The 19,081-nt window shown below is 42.2% G+C and carries 21 protein-coding genes and 1 tRNA gene; 13 read left to right on the forward strand and 9 right to left on the reverse strand.

Annotated features, from left to right (window positions below; translation table 11 throughout):
• Window positions 1–66 precede the first annotated feature (66 nt).
• Window positions 67–1,137 (reverse strand): metallophosphoesterase, encoded by a 1,071-nt coding sequence (locus tag AC30SF_RS02485; protein ID WP_489607461.1) that lies wholly within the window; start codon window positions 1,135–1,137, stop codon window positions 67–69.
• Between the two features lie 180 nt (window positions 1,138–1,317).
• Here AC30SF_RS02485 and AC30SF_RS02490 point away from each other — a divergent pair, with 180 nt between their 5' ends.
• From AC30SF_RS02490 to AC30SF_RS02510, 5 genes are all read left to right on the forward strand, one after another.
• Window positions 1,318–1,647, forward strand: a complete 330-nt coding sequence (locus tag AC30SF_RS02490; RefSeq protein ID WP_021615663.1) for a YbaB/EbfC family nucleoid-associated protein — start codon at window positions 1,318–1,320, stop codon at window positions 1,645–1,647.
• An 84-nt stretch (window positions 1,648–1,731) separates the two neighbouring features.
• Window positions 1,732–2,334: a recombination mediator RecR gene (gene recR, locus AC30SF_RS02495; protein ID WP_021615662.1), complete on the forward strand. Its 603-nt coding sequence runs from the start codon at window positions 1,732–1,734 to the stop codon at window positions 2,332–2,334.
• Between the two features lie 29 nt (window positions 2,335–2,363).
• Window positions 2,364–4,286 (forward strand): DNA topoisomerase III, encoded by a 1,923-nt coding sequence (locus AC30SF_RS02500; RefSeq protein WP_489607462.1) that lies wholly within the window; start codon window positions 2,364–2,366, stop codon window positions 4,284–4,286.
• Window positions 4,287–4,444: 158 nt separating this feature from the next.
• Window positions 4,445–4,792 carry a preprotein translocase subunit SecG gene (gene secG, locus AC30SF_RS02505; RefSeq protein WP_209363065.1) on the forward strand — a complete coding sequence of 116 codons (348 nt, stop codon included), beginning with the start codon at window positions 4,445–4,447 and terminating at the stop codon, window positions 4,790–4,792.
• Between the two features lie 18 nt (window positions 4,793–4,810).
• Window positions 4,811–4,896, forward strand: a tRNA-Leu gene (locus AC30SF_RS02510).
• Between the two features lie 709 nt (window positions 4,897–5,605).
• On the opposite strand, the gene lipA is transcribed toward AC30SF_RS02510, so the two are convergent.
• The 5 genes from lipA to AC30SF_RS02535 form a co-directional block, all read right to left on the reverse strand.
• The gene (gene lipA, locus AC30SF_RS02515; RefSeq protein ID WP_297929737.1) at window positions 5,606–6,568 is read right to left on the reverse strand and encodes a lipoyl synthase; all 963 of its coding nucleotides are present in this window, start codon (window positions 6,566–6,568) and stop codon (window positions 5,606–5,608) included.
• 66 nt (window positions 6,569–6,634) lie between these two features.
• Window positions 6,635–7,273 carry a lipoyl(octanoyl) transferase LipB gene (gene lipB, locus AC30SF_RS02520; protein WP_209363062.1) on the reverse strand — a complete coding sequence of 213 codons (639 nt, stop codon included), beginning with the start codon at window positions 7,271–7,273 and terminating at the stop codon, window positions 6,635–6,637.
• Window positions 7,274–7,383: 110 nt separating this feature from the next.
• A complete protein-coding gene (gene xseA, locus AC30SF_RS02525; RefSeq protein ID WP_489607463.1) occupies window positions 7,384–8,721 on the reverse strand; it encodes an exodeoxyribonuclease VII large subunit in 1,338 nt (445 codons plus the stop codon).
• Between the two features lie 6 nt (window positions 8,722–8,727).
• The gene (locus tag AC30SF_RS02530; protein WP_489607464.1) at window positions 8,728–9,915 is read right to left on the reverse strand and encodes a ribosomal protein uL16 3-hydroxylase; all 1,188 of its coding nucleotides are present in this window, start codon (window positions 9,913–9,915) and stop codon (window positions 8,728–8,730) included.
• A 221-nt stretch (window positions 9,916–10,136) separates the two neighbouring features.
• Window positions 10,137–10,439 carry an RnfH family protein gene (locus tag AC30SF_RS02535; protein ID WP_021615654.1) on the reverse strand — a complete coding sequence of 101 codons (303 nt, stop codon included), beginning with the start codon at window positions 10,437–10,439 and terminating at the stop codon, window positions 10,137–10,139.
• Window positions 10,440–10,611: 172 nt separating this feature from the next.
• Between AC30SF_RS02535 and AC30SF_RS02540 the strand changes: the two genes are divergently transcribed.
• Window positions 10,612–11,028, forward strand: a complete 417-nt coding sequence (locus AC30SF_RS02540; RefSeq protein ID WP_489607465.1) for an EamA family transporter — start codon at window positions 10,612–10,614, stop codon at window positions 11,026–11,028.
• A 35-nt stretch (window positions 11,029–11,063) separates the two neighbouring features.
• On the opposite strand, the gene AC30SF_RS02545 is transcribed toward AC30SF_RS02540, so the two are convergent.
• The 3 genes from AC30SF_RS02545 to ybeY are packed head-to-tail and all read right to left on the reverse strand — an operon-like array spanning window position 11,064 to window position 13,671.
• Window positions 11,064–11,237, reverse strand: coding sequence for a DUF5363 domain-containing protein (locus AC30SF_RS02545; protein ID WP_295975723.1), 174 nt, complete (start codon window positions 11,235–11,237; stop codon window positions 11,064–11,066).
• Window positions 11,238–11,287: 50 nt separating this feature from the next.
• Window positions 11,288–13,210: a tRNA(Met) cytidine acetyltransferase TmcA gene (locus AC30SF_RS02550; RefSeq protein WP_489607466.1), complete on the reverse strand. Its 1,923-nt coding sequence runs from the start codon at window positions 13,208–13,210 to the stop codon at window positions 11,288–11,290.
• Window positions 13,207–13,671: an rRNA maturation RNase YbeY gene (ybeY, locus tag AC30SF_RS02555; protein ID WP_489607467.1), complete on the reverse strand. Its 465-nt coding sequence runs from the start codon at window positions 13,669–13,671 to the stop codon at window positions 13,207–13,209. Before ybeY ends, AC30SF_RS02550 begins: the two co-directional genes overlap by 4 nt.
• A 473-nt stretch (window positions 13,672–14,144) precedes the next feature.
• Between ybeY and AC30SF_RS02560 the strand changes: the two genes are divergently transcribed.
• From AC30SF_RS02560 to AC30SF_RS02590, 7 genes are all read left to right on the forward strand, one after another.
• A complete protein-coding gene (locus AC30SF_RS02560) occupies window positions 14,145–14,366 on the forward strand; it encodes a Flp family type IVb pilin (RefSeq protein ID WP_314401087.1) in 222 nt (73 codons plus the stop codon).
• A 70-nt stretch (window positions 14,367–14,436) separates the two neighbouring features.
• Window positions 14,437–14,661: a Flp family type IVb pilin gene (locus AC30SF_RS02565; RefSeq protein WP_489607468.1), complete on the forward strand. Its 225-nt coding sequence runs from the start codon at window positions 14,437–14,439 to the stop codon at window positions 14,659–14,661.
• Window positions 14,662–14,744: 83 nt separating this feature from the next.
• The gene (locus AC30SF_RS02570; RefSeq protein WP_489607469.1) at window positions 14,745–15,185 is read left to right on the forward strand and encodes an A24 family peptidase; all 441 of its coding nucleotides are present in this window, start codon (window positions 14,745–14,747) and stop codon (window positions 15,183–15,185) included.
• A gap of 34 nt (window positions 15,186–15,219) precedes the next feature.
• Complete coding sequence (locus tag AC30SF_RS02575; RefSeq protein ID WP_315543767.1) at window positions 15,220–16,023, forward strand: RcpC/CpaB family pilus assembly protein; 804 nt, start codon at window positions 15,220–15,222, stop codon at window positions 16,021–16,023.
• Window position 16,024: 1 nt separating this feature from the next.
• The gene (locus tag AC30SF_RS02580) at window positions 16,025–17,428 is read left to right on the forward strand and encodes a type II and III secretion system protein family protein (RefSeq protein ID WP_489607470.1); all 1,404 of its coding nucleotides are present in this window, start codon (window positions 16,025–16,027) and stop codon (window positions 17,426–17,428) included.
• Window positions 17,425–17,928, forward strand: coding sequence for an RcpB protein (locus AC30SF_RS02585; protein WP_489607471.1), 504 nt, complete (start codon window positions 17,425–17,427; stop codon window positions 17,926–17,928). The genes AC30SF_RS02580 and AC30SF_RS02585 overlap by 4 nt, the downstream gene beginning before the upstream one ends.
• A gap of 13 nt (window positions 17,929–17,941) precedes the next feature.
• Window positions 17,942–19,072, forward strand: a complete 1,131-nt coding sequence (locus tag AC30SF_RS02590) for a CpaE/TadZ family protein (protein ID WP_376921598.1) — start codon at window positions 17,942–17,944, stop codon at window positions 19,070–19,072.
• Window positions 19,073–19,081 lie beyond the last annotated feature (9 nt).

Consider the following 19,081-nt stretch of genomic DNA (forward strand, 5'->3'; position numbering starts at 1 on the left):
CATAAAAACATAAGTGTAAGAGGTTAAATTATACACAGGGCTTGATATTGAGAATAGTTCTTTTTTTTAATGTCCGACCACATCAATAATCATCACTTCTGATTGCGACCCTAATCGCATCGGTACGCCCCAAAAGCCATAGCCTGATGTGACGAAAAAGTGTCCGTGATTGATTTGTTCATAGCCGTAACTTAAGCGATAAATCAGTTTAACAATAAAATTTGCCGGGAAAATTTGACCATTATGAGCGTGTCCGGAAAGCTGAATATCAATCGGCAAATTGGCGTGTTGTTCAATCTCTGTTGGGCGATGATCCATTAGAATCACCGGTAATGCCGTGTTGACGCCTTTCAGTAATTGCGCCGTCGTTGGTCTGTTTTTCACGAGGTCGTCATTGCGCCCAATGAGGGTAAAACGTCCATCAATCACGACACTTTCATCCATTACGGGAATGATCCCCGCTTTGCGCATTTCCGCTTCAATGCGTTGTTGATCGCCAAAGAAATCATGGTTTCCCAGTGTAGCATACACGCCAAGCGGGGCGTGCAGGTTGGCAAAGTGCGGTTGCATTTTTTCTGCTAAATAGGCGTTGACGTTATCATCCATAATGTCGCCGGGGAGCAAAATAATATCCACTTTTTCCTGCCGCATGATGTCAGCCAACGTATCTAACTGTGTTGAGCCAAACAAACGCCCTAAATGCAAATCGCTTGCCATGCCAATGCGTAAAGGTTGCATGGGTTTATCCAGCTTGACTTGATAATGGCGGATCACCGGTGTGTAAGCGTTATATAAACCCAGTCCAATAAATCCTAAAAAGAGTATCGGGTAGAGTAATTTTAGTGCCTTATCCCACGACTTAAAAAAACGATGCAGTATGCCCACGATGGCACTGCTAAACGTGGAAAAGAGCAATAAGGTGAGAAGCAAGGCACTGACGCGAAAACTTTCGGCATACAGACGCAAGGGGGCGGTTGCAATCAGAGCATTAAAGAGCAAAAAGAGGATGAGGGTCAGTTTGGTGCGCGTTTTGGTGCTGAGATTAAAAAGCCAGCCGAGGGTACGACTAAAACCGAATAACATAAATTGTAAGACCAGCACGGCGATAGCCATGGTGATGTAGTGTCTTGCTTCCATAATATTCCTTATGTTCCTTGAGAGTGGAAAGTGCGGTTATTTTTCTGTGTATTTTTAAGGCAACGGATAATAATACGAATCATCTTGAGGCGCAATTTAATCCGAAATTGATCGTTTTCAAGTCAGAAATTTTTCGCTAAAATGCGACCACTTTTTTGTGTAAATAAGGGAAGAAAATCTATGTTCGGAAAAGGCGGTTTGGGCGGTTTAATGAAACAAGCTCAACAAATGCAAGAAAAAATGCAAAAAATGCAAGAAGAAATTGCACAATTAGAAGTGACCGGTGAGTCAGGCGCAGGGTTAGTGAAAATCACGATTAACGGTGCGCATAACTGCCGTCGTATTGACATTGATCCTTCTTTAATGGAAGACGACAAAGAAATGCTGGAAGACTTAATCGCTGCGGCATTTAATGATGCAGTACGCCGTGCTGAAGAGTTACAAAAAGAAAAAATGGCGTCTGTTACCGCCGGCATGCCATTGCCGCCGGGCTTTAAAATGCCATTCTAAAAACACCTTCAAAATTGACCGCACTTTGGGTTTATTGATCCTAAAAGTGCGGTTTCTTTTTTTATCAAATCGATTGAGAACGCAATGCAAACCAGTCCCTTGTTAGAAAATTTGATCGAAAGCTTACGTGTATTACCGGGCGTTGGCCCTAAATCCGCGCAACGTATGGCGTATCATTTATTGCAACGTAACCGTAGTGGCGGTATGCGTTTGGCACAAGGGCTGACTGAAGCCATGTCAAAAATTGGGCATTGTGAGCATTGTCGTACTTTCACGGAAGAAGAGGTTTGTCATATTTGCAACAACCCTCGTCGTCAAAATTCAGGGTTGCTTTGTGTAGTGGAAATGCCGGCAGATATTCTTGCCATTGAGCAAACCGGGCAATTTTCAGGCCGTTATTTTGTGCTTATGGGGCATCTGTCGCCATTGGACGGCATTGGCCCACGGGAGATCGGCTTGGATTTATTGCAAAAACGTTTACAAACAGAATCCTTCAAGGAAGTGATTTTGGCGACAAATCCCACTGTCGAAGGCGATGCTACGGCGAATTACATTGCAGAATTGTGTTTGCAACAAAACGTCAAAGTCAGTCGCATTGCCCACGGTATTCCGGTGGGCGGTGAATTGGAAATGGTGGATGGCACCACGCTGACCCATTCTTTCTTAGGTCGCCGCGAAATCGGCTAATCTTTTCTCTTCTCTGCGTTTTCTTGTTTATGCGACTTTTTATAGCAGAAAAACCGAGCCTTGGGCGCGCGATTGCGGATGTTTTGCCGAAACCGCATCAACGCGGTGACGGCTTTATCAAATGTGGCGATAATGACTGCGTGACGTGGTGTGTGGGGCATTTGCTGGAACAGGCAGAGCCCGATGCTTATGATGCTCGTTTCAAACAATGGCGCTTAGAAGATTTGCCGATTGTGCCGCAAAAGTGGCAGTTAATTCCGAAAAAAGAAACCTATAAACAGCTAAAAACCGTTGAAAAGTTGGTGCAGCAAGCGGACATCCTCGTCAACGCGGGCGACCCGGATCGTGAAGGGCAATTACTGGTGGACGAAGTATTCAGTTATCTCAATTTACCACCTGAAAAACGCAATGCCATTCAGCGTTGTTTAATCAGCGACTTGAACCCAAGTGCGGTAGAAAAAGCCATCAAAAAATTGCAACCTAATCGTGATTTTGTGCCCCTTGCCACCTCCGCGTTGGCACGTGCGCGCGCCGATTGGCTCTATGGTATTAACATGACACGGGCTTATACCATTCGAGGAAGACAGGCAGGGTATAATGGTGTGCTTTCCGTTGGGCGAGTGCAAACGCCCGTACTTGGCCTTATCGTACGCCGAGACTTAGAAATCGAGCATTTCCAACCGAAGGATTTCTTTGAAGTGTTAGCTTGGGTGCGTGACCCAAAAGAGGAAGAAACACCGAAGAAAGCTACCGCACTTTTTTCTGCGTTGTGGCAGCCAAGCAAAGCCTGTGAAGATTATCAGGACGAGGATGGGCGCGTATTATCTCATGCGTTGGCGGAAAATGTGGTGAAGCGCATTACCGATCAACCGGCGGAAGTGACGGATTATTCGGATAAACGGGAAAAAGAAACGGCACCGTTGCCCTATTCTTTATCAGCGTTGCAAATCGATGCCGCCAAGCGGTTCGGGATGTCCGCACAGGAAGTACTGGATACCTGTCAACGTTTGTATGAAACCCATAAATTGATTACTTACCCGCGTTCCGATTGCCGTTATTTGCCAAAAGAACATTTTGCGGATCGCATGGCGGTGATGAATGCCATTTCTACCCACTTAGCTCCATTTCAGCCCTTGCCTGAAATTATCGATCCTGAGCAAAAAAATCGTTGTTGGAATGATAAAAAAGTCGAAGCACATCATGCCATCATCCCGACAGCAAAGAACCGCCCGGTGAGTTTGAATCCGGCGGAACAACATATTTATTTTCTGATTGCCCGCCAATATTTGATGCAGTTCTGCCCTGACGCGGAATATCGTAAATGTAAAATCACCTTGAATATTGCCGGAGGGACTTTTGTCGCGCAGGCACGTAATTTGCAAATCGCCGGTTGGAAACAGCTTTGGGGCAAAGAAGACAGCGACGATGAACAGCAAGATACGCTGCTGCCGGTCGTCAAAAAAGGGCAACTGTTGCATTGTGAAAAGGGTGAAATTATCAGTAAAAAAACGCAACCACCGAAACCCTTTACCGATGCAACTTTGCTTTCCGCCATGACAGGCATTGCCCGCTTTGTACAAGACAAAGCGTTGAAAAAAATCTTGCGGGAAACCGATGGTTTAGGCACGGAAGCGACGCGTGCGGGCATTATTGAATTGTTGTTTAAACGCGGATTTCTCTATAAAAAAGGGCGTAATATTCACAGCACCGAGGCGGGGCGAATCTTAATTAACGCATTGCCGGATGTAGCAACACAGCCTGATATGACGGCACATTGGGAGTCACAGCTTGATGGCATTAGCCGTAAACAAGCGAGTTATCAGCAATTTATGCAAAACCTCACACAGCTTTTGCCGGAATTATTGCATTACATTAATTTTTCTGCGTTACGCGAGTTGAGTCGGCATAATCAAGATATGAAAAAGCGAGCGCCGAGATCCCAGAAAAGTTAACGAGGTTAAAAGTGCGGTCGTTTTTCAAAATGTTTTTACTGAGTGAATTTGCACCAAATAGCGTAAAAATACATAAAACAACTTGCGAAGTACTAAGATATTCGCTAATATCTGCGCCGTTATTTTTCATTAGAGTTTGCTAAATTAGAGAAGGTAAAATGTATTCAGCGTTGTTAATCCTTTATTTGGTTGTTTCCATTGCCCTTATTGCGTTTATCTTGTTGCAACAAGGTAAAGGCGCAGATGCCGGTGCATCTTTTGGTGGTGGCGCATCCGGTACCGTGTTCGGTGCAGCCGGTGCAGGTAACTTCCTTTCTAGAACAACGGCAGTTTTAGCAACGATTTTCTTTATTATTAGTATCGTTATCGGTAACATCAATTCACACAAAAACAATGTAAAACAAGGTGCATTTGATGATTTATCCGGCACGGCTGAACAAATTCAGCAACAACAGCAAAAAGCACCGGCTGTGTTAGATACAAAAAATAGCGATATTCCTCAATAATAAAACTTATCAAATTAAGCTCTGGTGGTGGAATTGGTAGACACGCTATCTTGAGGGGGTAGTGACCGTAGGTCGTGCGAGTTCAAGTCTCGCCCAGAGCACCAACTTAGAAAGACCGCAATTTTGCGGTCTTTTTTATTAACTTCGATCCGTAACGATTTCGTACGTAGCGTGCATCTTAATGCACAACTAACCACGCACGGAACATTATTTAACCCTTTCGGACATTCACGATTTCGTGTGTAGCGTGCATCTTGATGCACAACCAGACCACCCACGGAACATTATTTAACCCTTTCGAGTATTCATGATTTCGTGCAACAAGTTGCACGCTACGATTCACTAAAATAGAAATATGAAAACAGATATTTCCAGGCGGAAGAATTTTTTGTCAACTCAGCAGGTAGCGTGCATCTTGATGCACGACCAAACCATCCACGGAGCGTTATTCGCCTCTTTCGGACATCCACGATTTCATGCGTAGCGTGCATCTTGATGCACGACCAGACCACCCACGGAACGTTACTTATCCCTTTCGGACATTCGCGATTTCGTACGTAGCGTGCATCTTGATGCACGACCAGACCACGCACAGAACGTTATTTACCCCTTTCGAGTATTCATGATTTCGTGCAACAAGTTGCACGCTACGATTCACTAAAATAGAAATATGAAAATAGACATTTCCGGGCGAAAGGATCTTTTGTCAACACAGTGGGTTATATTGTTACGCATAGAGAATAGATAAAAAAATCTGCGCATTAAGACGAGTGAATTAATGCGCAGATTTGTTTTATTTCTTAAATGGGGACGTTATTTCACCAATCCACCACTGGCTTGCAAGTCGGCATGGTAGGAAGAACGAACGAACGGACCACAAGCCGCATGTTCAAAGCCCATGGCTTGTGCTTTTTCGCGGAACATATCAAATTCTGCCGGAGGCACATAACGGGCAACCGGTAAATGGTGTCGGCTTGGTTGTAAATATTGACCGACAGTGAGCATGGTCACACCGTGATCACGTAAATCCTGCATGACTTCTAAAATTTCTTCGTTGGTTTCGCCTAAACCCACCATTAATCCTGATTTGGTTGGAATATGTGGGAACATGGCTTTAAATTCTTTCAGTAAGCGCAATGACCATTGATAATCTGCACCCGGACGAATTTCACGATATAAACGTGGTACATTTTCCAAATTGTGGTTAAACACATCCGGCGGATTGTCTTTTAATTTTTCCAACGCCAACTCAATGCGTCCACGGAAATCCGGCACTAAAATCTCAATTTTAATGTTCGGATTTAAGGCACGAATTTCGCGTACGCAATCGGCAAAGTGACCGGCACCGCGATCAGGTAAGTCGTCACGATCAACGGAAGTGATCACCACATAACGTAACTTCATATCCTGAATAGTTTCCGCTAATTTGCGCGGTTCTTCTGGATCCGGTGCAAGCGGTTTGCCGTGTGCCACATCACAGAACGGACAACGGCGGGTACAAATCGCCCCAAGAATCATAAAGGTTGCTGTACCGTGATTAAAACATTCATGCAGGTTCGGGCAAGAGGCCTCTTCACAGACAGAATGCAATCCGTGACGACGCATACCGGATTTAATACTTTGAATTCGCGCGCCATTGGCGGGAATTTTGATTTTCATCCATTCCGGTTTTTTCAGTAATTCCTGATTAGGATCGATATTTTTTACCGGAATAATAGAGGTTTTGGCGGCATCACGATATTTAACGCCGCGCTCCATCTTAAAAGGTGTTCCCATTGAAATTCCTTATATTGCGAGTAAATGGCAAGGGTAACGAGATTAAACGGTAATTCACTAAGACTGTTAATGATTTGTTACATTATACCCTAACAGCGTGGAAAAATGCTTAACTAATTGGAGGGAAACTTGGTGGCAATCCGCCCGCTCACTGCCAATGAAATCTGCCAGTTGACACATTTCTAATCCGGCATAACCACAAGGATTAATTTGATGGAAAGGCGTTAAATCCATATTGATATTAAACGCTAAGCCGTGAAAAGAACGACCATGACGAATGCGCAAACCGAGAGAACAAATTTTTTTGCCATCAATATACACACCGGGCGCATCCGGTTTTGGGTAGCCTTCAATGCCATAATCCGCCAATGTTTTCACCACTGATTGTTCAAGTGCGGTCACTAATTGACGCACATTTAAATTCTCATGGCGCTTAATATCAATCAGCACATACATAATTTGTTGCCCTAAGCCGTGATAAGTGATTTGCCCGCCACGATCTGATTGTACCACCGGAATTTCCGTACGTTGCAATAAATGTTCCGGTTTGCCGGCTTGACCTTGAGTAAAGACGGAGGGATGTTGCACTAACCAAATTTCATCAGGCGTATCTGCCGTGCGATTATCGGTAAACGCCTGCATGTTATGCCATACATGTTGATAATCTTGGATACCGAGATTTCTTACAATTAAAGTAGGTTGCATAATTTTTCCTTTGCGTGAGGAATGAAGGTAAATAAAAATCCGATTTATTCATTTTGAAACGTGCTTTATGCCTCTCTGTGGTGGTGTTGGCAAGCGGACAAGTCAAAATATCATTCTTTTTCTTCTAATCGGATGACTTGGCTGATGATATCGCCATCGGGCAGTCGGGTTTTGATTTGTTCACCGACATTCACGTCTTTCATAGAACGAATCGTGAAATTTTGTTGATTTTGTGTAATAGAGTAGCCGCGTGCCAATACTTTTAACGGACTTAAACTATCCAGCTTGCCACACAAATGTGATAACTGTTTTTGCTGAAGACTGAGCGTTAAATTCATGTGAGAATTTAACCGCACTTTTAGCTGCGCAAGCTGCTGTTCATATTGTTGTATGCGCAATGGGAGCGGATTTTTATACAATCGCATTGAAAGTGCGGTCAGATTTTCCGCCTTTTTTTGCCAACGATGACGTAAGCTTTGTTGCAATCGATGGCTTAACTGCGTGATGAGCTGTTGTTGAATACGCAGTTGCGCCTGAGGATGTTGATTGTGTAATCGTAAAGACAGATGGCGTAGCTTTTGTTGCTTTTCTGCAAAGAGACGATCTAGGGCAATTTCAAGACGCTGCCGGCGATATTGAAGTTGTTGCAATAATTCCGTTTGATTTCGACTGACCAATTCTGCGGCGGCAGAAGGCGTTGGTGCGCGGACATCAGCGACAAAATCCGCAATGGTGACATCGGTTTCATGCCCTACAGCACTGATCACAGGAAGATGAGAATGAAAAATAGCACGCGCCACAATTTCTTCGTTAAAACACCATAAATCTTCTAAGGAACCGCCACCACGGCCGACAATCAGGACATCCACTTCTTGCCGTTGATTCGCCAGTTCAATCATTTGCGCAATGTCAGTGGCGGCATCTTTGCCTTGAACGGCGGTCGGATAAATGATGATTTTTAAGCTGGGATCGCGGCGTTGCAAAATGTGTAATATATCCTGCAATGCCGCGCCGGTTTTTGACGTGATAATCCCTACCGCTTTGCTAAAGTGCGGTAGGTTTTTTTTGAGATGTTGGGCAAATAATCCTTCTGCCGCTAACTTCAGTTTTAATGCTTCAAATTGCTGCATTAATAACCCTTCACCGGCTAAATGCATGCTTTCAATAATGAGTTGATAATCGCCACGAGGCTCATACAAACTCACATTAGCACGCACCAACACTTGCATTCCATTGGTCGGACGAAAGCTTACACGCAGATTTTTCATGCGGAACATCGCGCAACGCACCTGAGCGTTTTCGTCTTTCAAACTTAAATACCAGTGACCGGAAACCGGTTGGCTAAAGTTAGAAATTTCACCGGTAAGCCAAACGGCACCCAGCTGATTTTCCAACATCAATCGCACAGATTGATTGAGTTGGCTGACAGAATAAATGTTATCGGCCATGGGTGATTATTCGTATAACAACGCCCAGCCGTCATCTAACCAGTTGCAGATGCTGTCAAATAATACGTCAAGCGACACGGCATTATCGGCGTCGGTTAATTGACACAAGAAAGCATAATCAACGGCTTTACCATCAGCTAGATGTTTTAAAATTGCCGCTTCGGCAGGGCTTAATTCATCTAACCATTCGCCATTGGCATAAAGACGAAGAGGGCTTGTGGTATAAACTAACTTACAGTTATTGTCTTGCAGCAATTTTCCGCCTTGCTCAAAGGTTTCTCGAACATCATCAAGATCGGCAATGTCTTCCGTGGCAAGCAATTCATAACGTCTGCTGCTGACGGTGGTCGCCAGGGCGTGTTGGAATAAGTGATCGAATTGTGTTGACTGTGCAAGTTGTTGCAAGAATTGCTGTTTTAATTCTTTTACGGAATCAGCGGTTAATTCGCCGGTGTTTTGCACAGGTGGCGCAAGTCGGAACGGAATGGCTAATTCGCTGACATCCAAATCTGTATGGCAAAGGCTTTGTTCAATGTTTTCAAACAAATCGGCACTATTCGGATAGCGTAAACCAAAAGAAACGGTTAAGCAGTCATCTTGTGCAACGCCATAATGAGATAAGCGAGAAGGCACATAAAGCACATCACCCGGAGCTAAAACTTCGTCAAAAATGATATCGCCCATATCATCGAAAATACGAATCGGTTGATCGGCTTTGAATTCGGTGGTCGGGTCACACCATTTACCTAACTGCCAGCGTCGGTGACCATAGGCCTGAACGAGGAAAACATCATATTCGTCATAGTGTTTCCCAACAGAACCGCCTTGTGGCGCGAAAGACACCATAATGTCATCACGTTGCCATTGTGGAATAAAGCTAAATTTATTCCAAAGACCACCTAAAGTCGGCGACCATTGTTCTAAATTTTGCACTAAAACAGACCATTTCTCAGGCAAATTTTCAAAATCTTGTGCGGATAATGGGGCTTTATGCAGTTCCCAGTGATCTTCAGCGTGTTGTTTTACTAAACGCGCAACAACTTCATCTGTTTGGGCAAGTTCCAAAATATCATCGGGCAGAAGTTGACCGATAATTTCCGGTAGTCCGTTACGAATTAAGAGCGGTTTTTTTTGCCAGTAATCACGTAAAAAGATTTCTGGCGTAATATCGAATGGAAGGCAGTTCTTGTTCATTTTGAATCCCTTATTAAGCTGTGAAATAACAGGTTTGATTCACTGGCTCATCGGCTAATCATCGGCGAATCGTTGACAAGCGTGGATAAGCAAGAATTGAATCAAGGTTGCGGTCAAATCGTTTGCCCGAATGGTTATAGATTGGGCTTGCGACTTGAACCTTATAGGATGGCACCCAAATAACTCGCTTAAAATTGGGGGAGATTTGCGATCTTTCCCAATCAGGATGATTTATTTTTCTTTCCTTGTTCTTCAGCGCGTTTACGCCGAATTTCTTTCGGATCGGCAAGGAGTGGGCGATAAATCTCAATACGATCGCCTTCTTTGAGCAAATCCGTCAATTTCACGGGGCGACTAAAAATACCCACCTTATTGTTGCGTAAATCAATGTCGGTGAATTGTGTTAGGATTCCCGATTGCAAAATTGCTGTTTGAACCATTGTGCCGTCATCTACCGTAAAGGCTTTTAAATAATAATGATTTGGCAGGGCATAAGCAATTTGAATTTTAATTTTGTGATTCATGAATCCGTTTATCCGTGGTGAATACGGCGTGATCAATTCCTGTTTACATCACAAGAAAGGATCAATGCCGTACAACATTGTGTGATAAAATGCCTAGGCTATAGGTTAAAAGCCTGGTTAAAAAGGCGGGCACATTATACTGGAAAATAGGCAGAAACTTTAGAGGAAAAACATGAATTGGGTAGGGTTTGCGATCGGTTCCGCATTTTTTGCCGGTTTAACGGCAATTTTAGGCAAGTTAGGTGTAGAAGGGTTAAACAGCAATCTTGCAACATTTATCCGCACTGTCGTCATTTTATTTGTTGTGATAGCGATTATTACAATGCGAAATGAATGGCAACTGCCACAGCATATTGCCGCCAAACCGGTCGTTTTTTTGGTTCTGTCTGGTGTGGCAACAGGACTTTCATGGTTATGTTACTACCGCGCCTTACAATTAGCGCCTGCCTCTTGGGTGGCGCCGATTGATAAGCTCAGTGTGGTGATTGCGATTATTCTTGGAGTGGTTGTTTTAGGCGAACCTATCAGTATGAGATTAATTCTAGGCGCAGGGTTAATTTTATCAGGAGTCCTTGTTTTAGCTCTATAATATTGCCATAGGCTGCGTTTTGCGCAGCCTACCCATTATGAATGTTGAATATCATGCGGTTTCTTTTCCGGCTTCTCGGGATCTTCATCAAACTTCACCACAGGCACGCAGCCACGGCAAGTCCCTTGATCAATACCGGCTTCTTTACAGAAATCAGAATAGGCTTCCCAGGCACGTTTCACCCAACTTTTTTTGCCTTCTTCGCTCATTTTTGTCTCCTTCATTTTTTATTTTCTTTTAAATTGTTAAGGGATTGTTATCATAAAAGGACAGCATTTTTTTGCAACCATTTCTTCACTTCCCTACGACAATTTTCTAACCATATTTTCTTATTCGGTCTTTTTTCCGGCTGTTTGCAATAATCTGCCAACATGGGGAAAGGCAATTCGCCTGCTGATGTGATTAAACGCCGAATGGACGGCAAGGCAGAAGATAACGGCAGGAAAAAATCGGCAAAATCCTTTAACAATCGCCAATCCGAGCAATCCAGCGTCCAATCTATTTCTGTTCGAGCAAACTGTGTCGCCAGCGGATGGAAAGAAAGGGGCAAATTACGTTGAAATTGTTTTTCTGCTCGTTGCACGAATACTCGCCCTTCCTCACTCAAAGGACACAACGCCACCACAGAATAACAACCGCTGCTGGCTTCTTTGCTTTCGCTAAAATGCACCAAAATAAAACCGCACTTTTGCCAGAATGCCAATAGTTCCGGCGTGTAACCAAAACTGACGGAAAGAAAATCCACTGTGCCCTGTTGTTTTATCTGCGCAATTAAACGCTGTCCAAGCCCCTGTTGTTGCCAGTTGGGTTGCACGGCGATACGGGAAATGCGCAAAGAACGCAATTCACACGCCTCCTCCAATCCTGCTTGGAAACACAACATTTGCGCCACCAAATTGCCACGCGGGCGACGTTCTCCACGGCGAATTTGGCGAATTAACGTTTTGTCCGTCAACCCGCCTTCCGACACCGCCCATGCGCAACCAAGCAAGGAATCCTGTGCTTGAGCAAGGTAAAATTGCTGCTGTGGTGCATCCAATAAACGGCGTAAATCCAAAGGCGAGGTTCGATAATGCGCCAAGGTCAGTAAGCCGTAAACAGATTCAATTTGATCATGAGGAATTCGTTCACAATGCGAAATTTGGATCTGCGCCGCAAGCGCCACATCATAAGGCGGCTGTGGCAGACGATCTTCGCAATCGCACAGCAACAGGTCGTCAATAAACGCTTCCAGTTTGTCATCCGCCTGCCAACGTAACGGCGTAAACAGTTCAAAATGACGCAAAGTGCGGTCGGTTTTCGCCATGAATTTTAATAAGAAGCCTCTGCCCGTGCCTTCGTAGCTATGAATGGTGGTCGTCAACACAACGCGTTTAAAAGCCTTAGTTAGACGAAATAAGATGTCTAGCGGAATCATCGCCGCTTCGTCCACAAACAACCAATGATTGGCAAAGTGTTGTGGTACGTCGCTGAGGTTTTGGCTGAGTTCATCAGGCGGCATAAAGGTGATATCCGCCCCGGCAAATTCATTGAAAATATTGACCGCACTTTTATTCGGCGCAGTGAGAATCACCGGCTGGTTTTGTGCCAATTGCTGTTTGGCAAAGAGTCCCGCCAACGCCGATTTTCCTCGCCCACGTTTTGCCGTGACGATCAGGATCTCCTCCTTGGCTTCCGCCATTTGTTGCAATAAACGGGCTTGTTCTAAGGTTGGCTGACAATGGGTTGAACGGTCTTTTTGAGGCATCGGCGAGGCAAGCGTTAAGGGCGTACTTTGATAAACAGGAAAACCGTATTTTGCGATTTTTTCCTGTAAAAAGGCGATAAAGTGCGGTGTGTTTATGGCATGTTTTTGGCCCGACCAACGCAGGCTGTCACTGTCCGGTTGGTTGGCTAAATCTGCCCAATGATTCAACAACAATAATAGCTGACCACCGTCCTGCAACGTACCTGCCGCAATGGCGAGGGCATCCAAATGAATGCCTTGTCGTGCGTCATAAATGATGGCAGGAAATTCCCTACCGAGCAGATTTTTTGTTTTGCTAAAAGGAAAAGAGGATTGGGTGGCAAAGTGCGGCGACACATCGCCAATCCAGACCGCACTTTTAAGCGAAAGGTTGTGGTTTAATTGGTGGGCAAGAAAATCATCCTCGCCCACTAAAATGAGGAGTGCTCGGCTCATTTCTCACTCAAATACGGATCCGCAAAACCCAGCCCCGTCATGATTTGGGTTTCCAGGCTTTCCATTTCTTCCGCTTCATCATCTTCAATGTGATCATAACCAAGCAAATGCAAACTGCCGTGCACTACCATGTGCGCCCAATGCGCCATGACGGGTTTGTCTTGTTCCTGCGCTTCACGTTCTACCACTTGGCGGCAAATCACCAAATCGCCGAGTAACGGCAGCTCCACTTCATCAGGGCATTCAAAAGGGAAAGACAACACATTGGTCGGGCGATCTTTGCCGCGATAATTCAAATTCAAGGCATGGCTTTCCGCTTCATCGACAATGCGCACGGTCATTTCCACTTCATCACTCTGCGGTTGTACCGCGGCTGTTGCCCATTGTTCGATTTGTTCTGCGGTTGGCAAGCCGCTTTCTTGTTCACAAGCAATTTGTAAATCAATGATCATCTTACTCATGTTGCTCTCCTAAATTCATTGTGATTTCTGACCGCACTTTTCTTTCTGCGTTTTGGCGCAATATGGATTGTTCAGCTTGATTCAAGCGTAGCGTGCCGCCAAAAGCTGCGCCAATATAGCATGAACGCGAATAAAACTCAGTGAGTTTTTATGTTTGAGTTGCTGGTTTTTTTATGCACAAAAACATCATTTTTTATCTATGAACGTAATGAAATATTAGAATTGTAAATTTTATGTAAAAAATGGCAAATGTTATGTTTTGATGTGTATTAAATGCCATTTAACCATTTGATTTTGTTATGTATTGTAGTGATTTTACGGTTTGACGATAACGTTTGCATTTTATTTTTGAATCACTATAATAGGCCTCGTTCAGTTAATTAGGTAGGCTGGTTAAGTGAACTGGAATTGATTAATAATTCAAACAGACTTGTTCATTTTAAATCTAAAATCTCACATTAGGAGTATTAAAAATGTTAAACGCATTAACTACTAAAGCATACGTTAAAGTTACCGAAGCAATCCGTTCTTTCAAAGAAAATAACGAAGGTGTAACTGCAATCGAATACGGTCTAATCGCAATCGCAGTAGCTGCATTAATTGCTACCGTATTTTACAGCAAAGGCGGTTTCATTGATGCATTAAAAGCTAAGTTCTCCGCATTAGCAACTAAAATTACTAATACTACAATCTAATTAAATTAGTAGATACATTTAGTTTATATTAAAGGCCTCCTAATAGAGGCCTTTTTAATAACTTGATTTAGTGACGGGATATTTTAGCGTGAATCTTTTTTTTCTAAAATTAGAAAGTACATTTAACGAATTTAAATCTTCAGAAAAAGGGGTAACTGCGACTGAGTATGGTCTTATTGCGGTTGCTGTTGCGGCAATGATTGTTGCAACTTTTTATACGTATCCTAGTTTAGTATCAACCATTAGAAATGACCTGATAGCTGTGGCGACCATCGTGATGGGGCAGACATTTTAATAATTTCTTAAATTAGAAGATATTGAATATTTTCAACGAAGTAATGATCACTATTTACTCACTTAAAGTAAGCGCCTGACACAATGAATTATCTAATTATTGCTTTACACATTGTCTTAGTTTGTCTCCTTCTCAGATTGAGTTATACGGATGTCCGAGACCGAGTTATCAGTAATCGTGTTGTTGTGCTATTGTTTTTTATTGTTGTTCCTCTCAGTTTATTACAATACCAATCTGTTTTTCTTGTTCCAGCACTTGTGGCGCTTGTGGTCGGGTTTGTTCTTTTTATGTTGCATGTGATGGGCGCAGGTGATATAAAGCTTATAGCCGTGTTGATGCTTATGATTCCTTATGAGCAGATAATTTTCTTCTTCTTCTTTACTGCCATTGCCGGATTATTTCTTATTATTATCGGCTGGCTTTTTTACCGTAAATCAATAAAAGCGCGTGGATTGCCTTATGGGGTGGCGATTAGTCTGGGATTTCTAACGAATTTGGCATTATCGGGCGTGCCTAGTGCTTGATAATGCTTTTTATTAAAACAAAAAGGGTAAAAAAATGAACTATAGAACTCTCTTAATTATTTCATTGCTCATACTGTTTGTGGGTATAGCAGGTATTATGTTTTTGCCTAGTGGCGATGAAACACCTGCTCAGCAAGCGGCAGAGCAAGTAGAGCCAGAAAAGAAAGTTGAAGAAAAGCTAATTTTAGTTGCTCAGCTGAAACGCGATGTAAACAAAGGTCGCTTGTTACAAGCAGAGGATTATGCACTTAACGAAATGACAGTTACTGTTGATAGCCCGTTAGTCAGTAATGATGTGCGTGATTTAGCGATTAATAATAGTCTGCAAGGCTTTTTAGTTGCTGAGAACTTGGTTTCCGGCTCTTTCCTATCGCCGAAGACCCTTCTTTCACCAAATGATCCCGGTTTTTATACGGCAAGTTTAAATCCGAATCAGGAAGTGGCCTATCGCGTTTATATTCGACCTGAAGATGCTTATATTCTTACTACGGTAAGTGGTGGGGATTATGTATCTGTATTTAACCAGCAGATTGCAAGTGATTCTCGAAATTCAAACGAACGAAAAAACCTTATTAAGGTGGCGCCAAGGGTTTTAGTGTTACAGTCAAAAGCATTCCCATTACCAAAAGACGATGAAGGGAATGTGAGAAAGCCGGATGATGGTTTTTCTTCCGATCAGGAGTATGTTGGGTTTATTGCGCTAAAAGTTACAGGCGCACAGGCAAAGAATTTTTATTCTCTAGACAAAGACTCTAAACTTGTCGTCTTACCAGCTGAGAATACGTCTCAGTATATTGATTCCCGTGGCACATTCATCAGAAAATTAAGAGGTCTATAAAATGCCGACTTTGAATTCTATTTTTAGAAAAAAACACATTATTTCAGGGTTGATCTTTTGTGCTTTTGCTTCTTTTCAAGTTTCTGCGCAAACGTTTCCTATGGAAAAAGGTGCAACGCGCCTTGTTCAAACTAAAGAAAAAATAGACACCATTTTTGTTTCTTCTCCCAATGTGGCTGATTATGAAATTTTAGACGATAACACCTTTATTATTTATGCTAAAGATGAAGGGCGTGCTGAAGTGACGTCTTTTGGTGCAGATGGTCGTCCTTTGACATCAGACACTGTGAATGTGGATTCGGTTGTAAGTAGTATCACTGATACAAATAACCAACTTAAGGCTCGTTTCCCGAATTCTAATCTTTCTGTTAAGAAAGTCGGTAAAGCCTATGTGATTGAAGGTAAAGCAAAAACACAGGAAGAAAGTGATGAGGTTCACCGCATTGTTGGTGAGGCGATGGGCGGAAAAAGAAAAGTTATTGAAACTAAATTAGGTGATGAAACATTCCCATTCTTGGATAAATACAACTATGAGAATGTGGTTGATAATGCTAATGTCGGTGATGCCACACAAGTTAATGTGAAATTAACGGTTGTGGAAGTGAATAAAAAAATATCTGAAGCAATGGGGATTAATTGGGGCCATGCTCGAGGAAGTGGGCCTCTAAGTGGTAACGGAAGTGCGGTCTTTGGCGGAAGTTTTGGATTTGGTGGTGGATATAATGGTGCACAAGGTGGTTTGACCATTACTGCACCGGGACTTGCGGCTTTCATTAACGCTTTAGATGACCAATCAAACGGTAAAATTTTGGCCGAACCAAATATTTCTATGCTTTCCGGTGAGACTGCGGATATTTTAATTGGTGGTGAAGTACCATTTGTTCAGCGTGATAATAATGGTCATGCGACAATTATATATAAAGAATTTGGTGTTAAATTATTTGTGGCTGCGAAAGTGCAGAAAAATAATCGAATTCGTTTAGTGCTTGATCAAAGCGTGAGTTCTATTGCCGGCAATTATAATTTTGGTAGTGATGGCAGTCTTCCTTATTTTAATACGAGAAAATCAAAATCTTTATTTGAGGTAGCTGATGGAGAAAGTTTCATCATTGGTGGACTGTTTAGCGCTACAGACCTTGAGGGGATTAATAAAATCCCTGTATTAGGTGATATTCCAATTCTTGGTTCGTTCTTCCGCAGCGCAACAACAAGTCGAGATAAGAAAGAATTGATTATTGTGGCGACAGTGAACACTGTCAGACCGGTTGATGGGAAAGATGTGGTATATCCAACATTCGAACAAACCGGCACAATGGAGCGCTATTTCCATACAACGCCATTAAAAGATGGCTACCATAATACGTTAACAACCAATTTCTTAAAGAATAGTGGGTTTATCCAATGAGTAAGTTAACTTTTAATACATTTTTAGCATTGATTGGTGTTTCTGTATCGCTACATACTTTTGCATCAAGCGAATTAGTTCAAGATGCTTCCGTTGCACAAGCAACGCAAAATAGTGCGTTTAATCGGGTTGAGTTGATTAATCGATATCCTTTAGCAACGATTACCGAGCGTGATTATACGATTCTCTTAGATACCATTATTCGTGATATTGGTAGTAATAAAAAGAAGAAGGTAAAAATTATTTGGCACACTTCCCCTGCTAAAACGAAAGCGGAAGCACTACATACTGATTTAGTTAAAGCCGGTATTTCTAAGAATGCTATTCAGATTGTAGGTGGAAAGTATAAAAATACAACTTATCCTCTTTATGTTGAAGTCAGCCAGTATGCTGCGAAGAAAGCAACTTGTCGCGCTCGCTATGGAGAGTCTGTATTTTGGAATCCGAATGAAACGTCTTGTGCATTAAAAAGCAATGAACGTATTCAATTAAAGTATTAAAGTAGGTATTTATATGTTATTACTGGATCAAGAAACAGTTTCGTTTGATAACGCAAGAATTATTGCTGTCGTTTCTCAGCGTGAAAATATTTTAAGTGAAGTTGCTCAAGTACTACGTACAAGAGGCTTGGAAAATATTGAAATTGTTAAACGGGATCTTTTTGTTTCTTCTGAAGGCTTGTCTTTTTCTGCAGAAAATTATGTGGGTGTTATTATTGACACCGGAAATGAATCAAATAATAAAACAATTATTAATCACGTCTTTAGTATTGTTCCCCAAAATGTTTGGTGTTGCGTTATTGGTGATAGTGATTCTATTTCGCTGTCTCAAAAATTATTAGGCGAAGGTGTCTTATACTTTAACTCTCACACGCAATTAATCCAGATGGCTGATAAAATTGTCTCTGGCGTTAATATTCCGAGAGTAAGAGATACTGTAAAAATTGCTATTTTAGGTTGTAAAGGGGGAATCGGTACAAGCTTAATTAGTGCGCATATTGCAAGTGAAATCGCACGAAATAAAGCGGTTCCAACCTTATTAGCTCAAGGACTAAATGGATCTCACGATCTTGACCTTTTATTTGATAAACGTTTGTCTAATAGTATTACTGAGGGTGTCCCTCATCTTGATTTATTTGATGGTAATTTAGAGCAACTCTCTAAAGAGGTGTTAGATAAATATAACTTTATTATTTACGATCAGGCACTTTACAACGTGCATAAGGATGATTTTTCTCATTTTCTAAATGAGTACAGCAATGTTGTATTAGTTGTAGAACGAAAAATTAGTTCTTTGAGAGTAGCTAAACAGTTTTTAGATGAATGCGAGCGTATCCGTAGTTCACAAGGAAAACCTATTAGAACATTTGTCTGTATATCAGATAGTCGCCTTGAAACCTCTAAATTAATGGCTAAAAGTGATATTCAAGTGTTATTAGGAACGCAAATTGATGGTGTAATACCGTTTATTAAAAATACCAATACAAAAACGGTATTAGATATTAATCTTGGTAAAGAGGGGAAAAAAGAAATGAACTCTTTAGCCATGAAAATTATAGGTGCCGTTTCACGTAACAGTAAATTAGGTGAGAAAGAAAAGAAAAGTCTATTTTCTCAAATCCTTGAAAAACTGATTAACAAGTAGAATAGTCAA

The organism is Aggregatibacter valvarum (assembly GCF_980468985.1).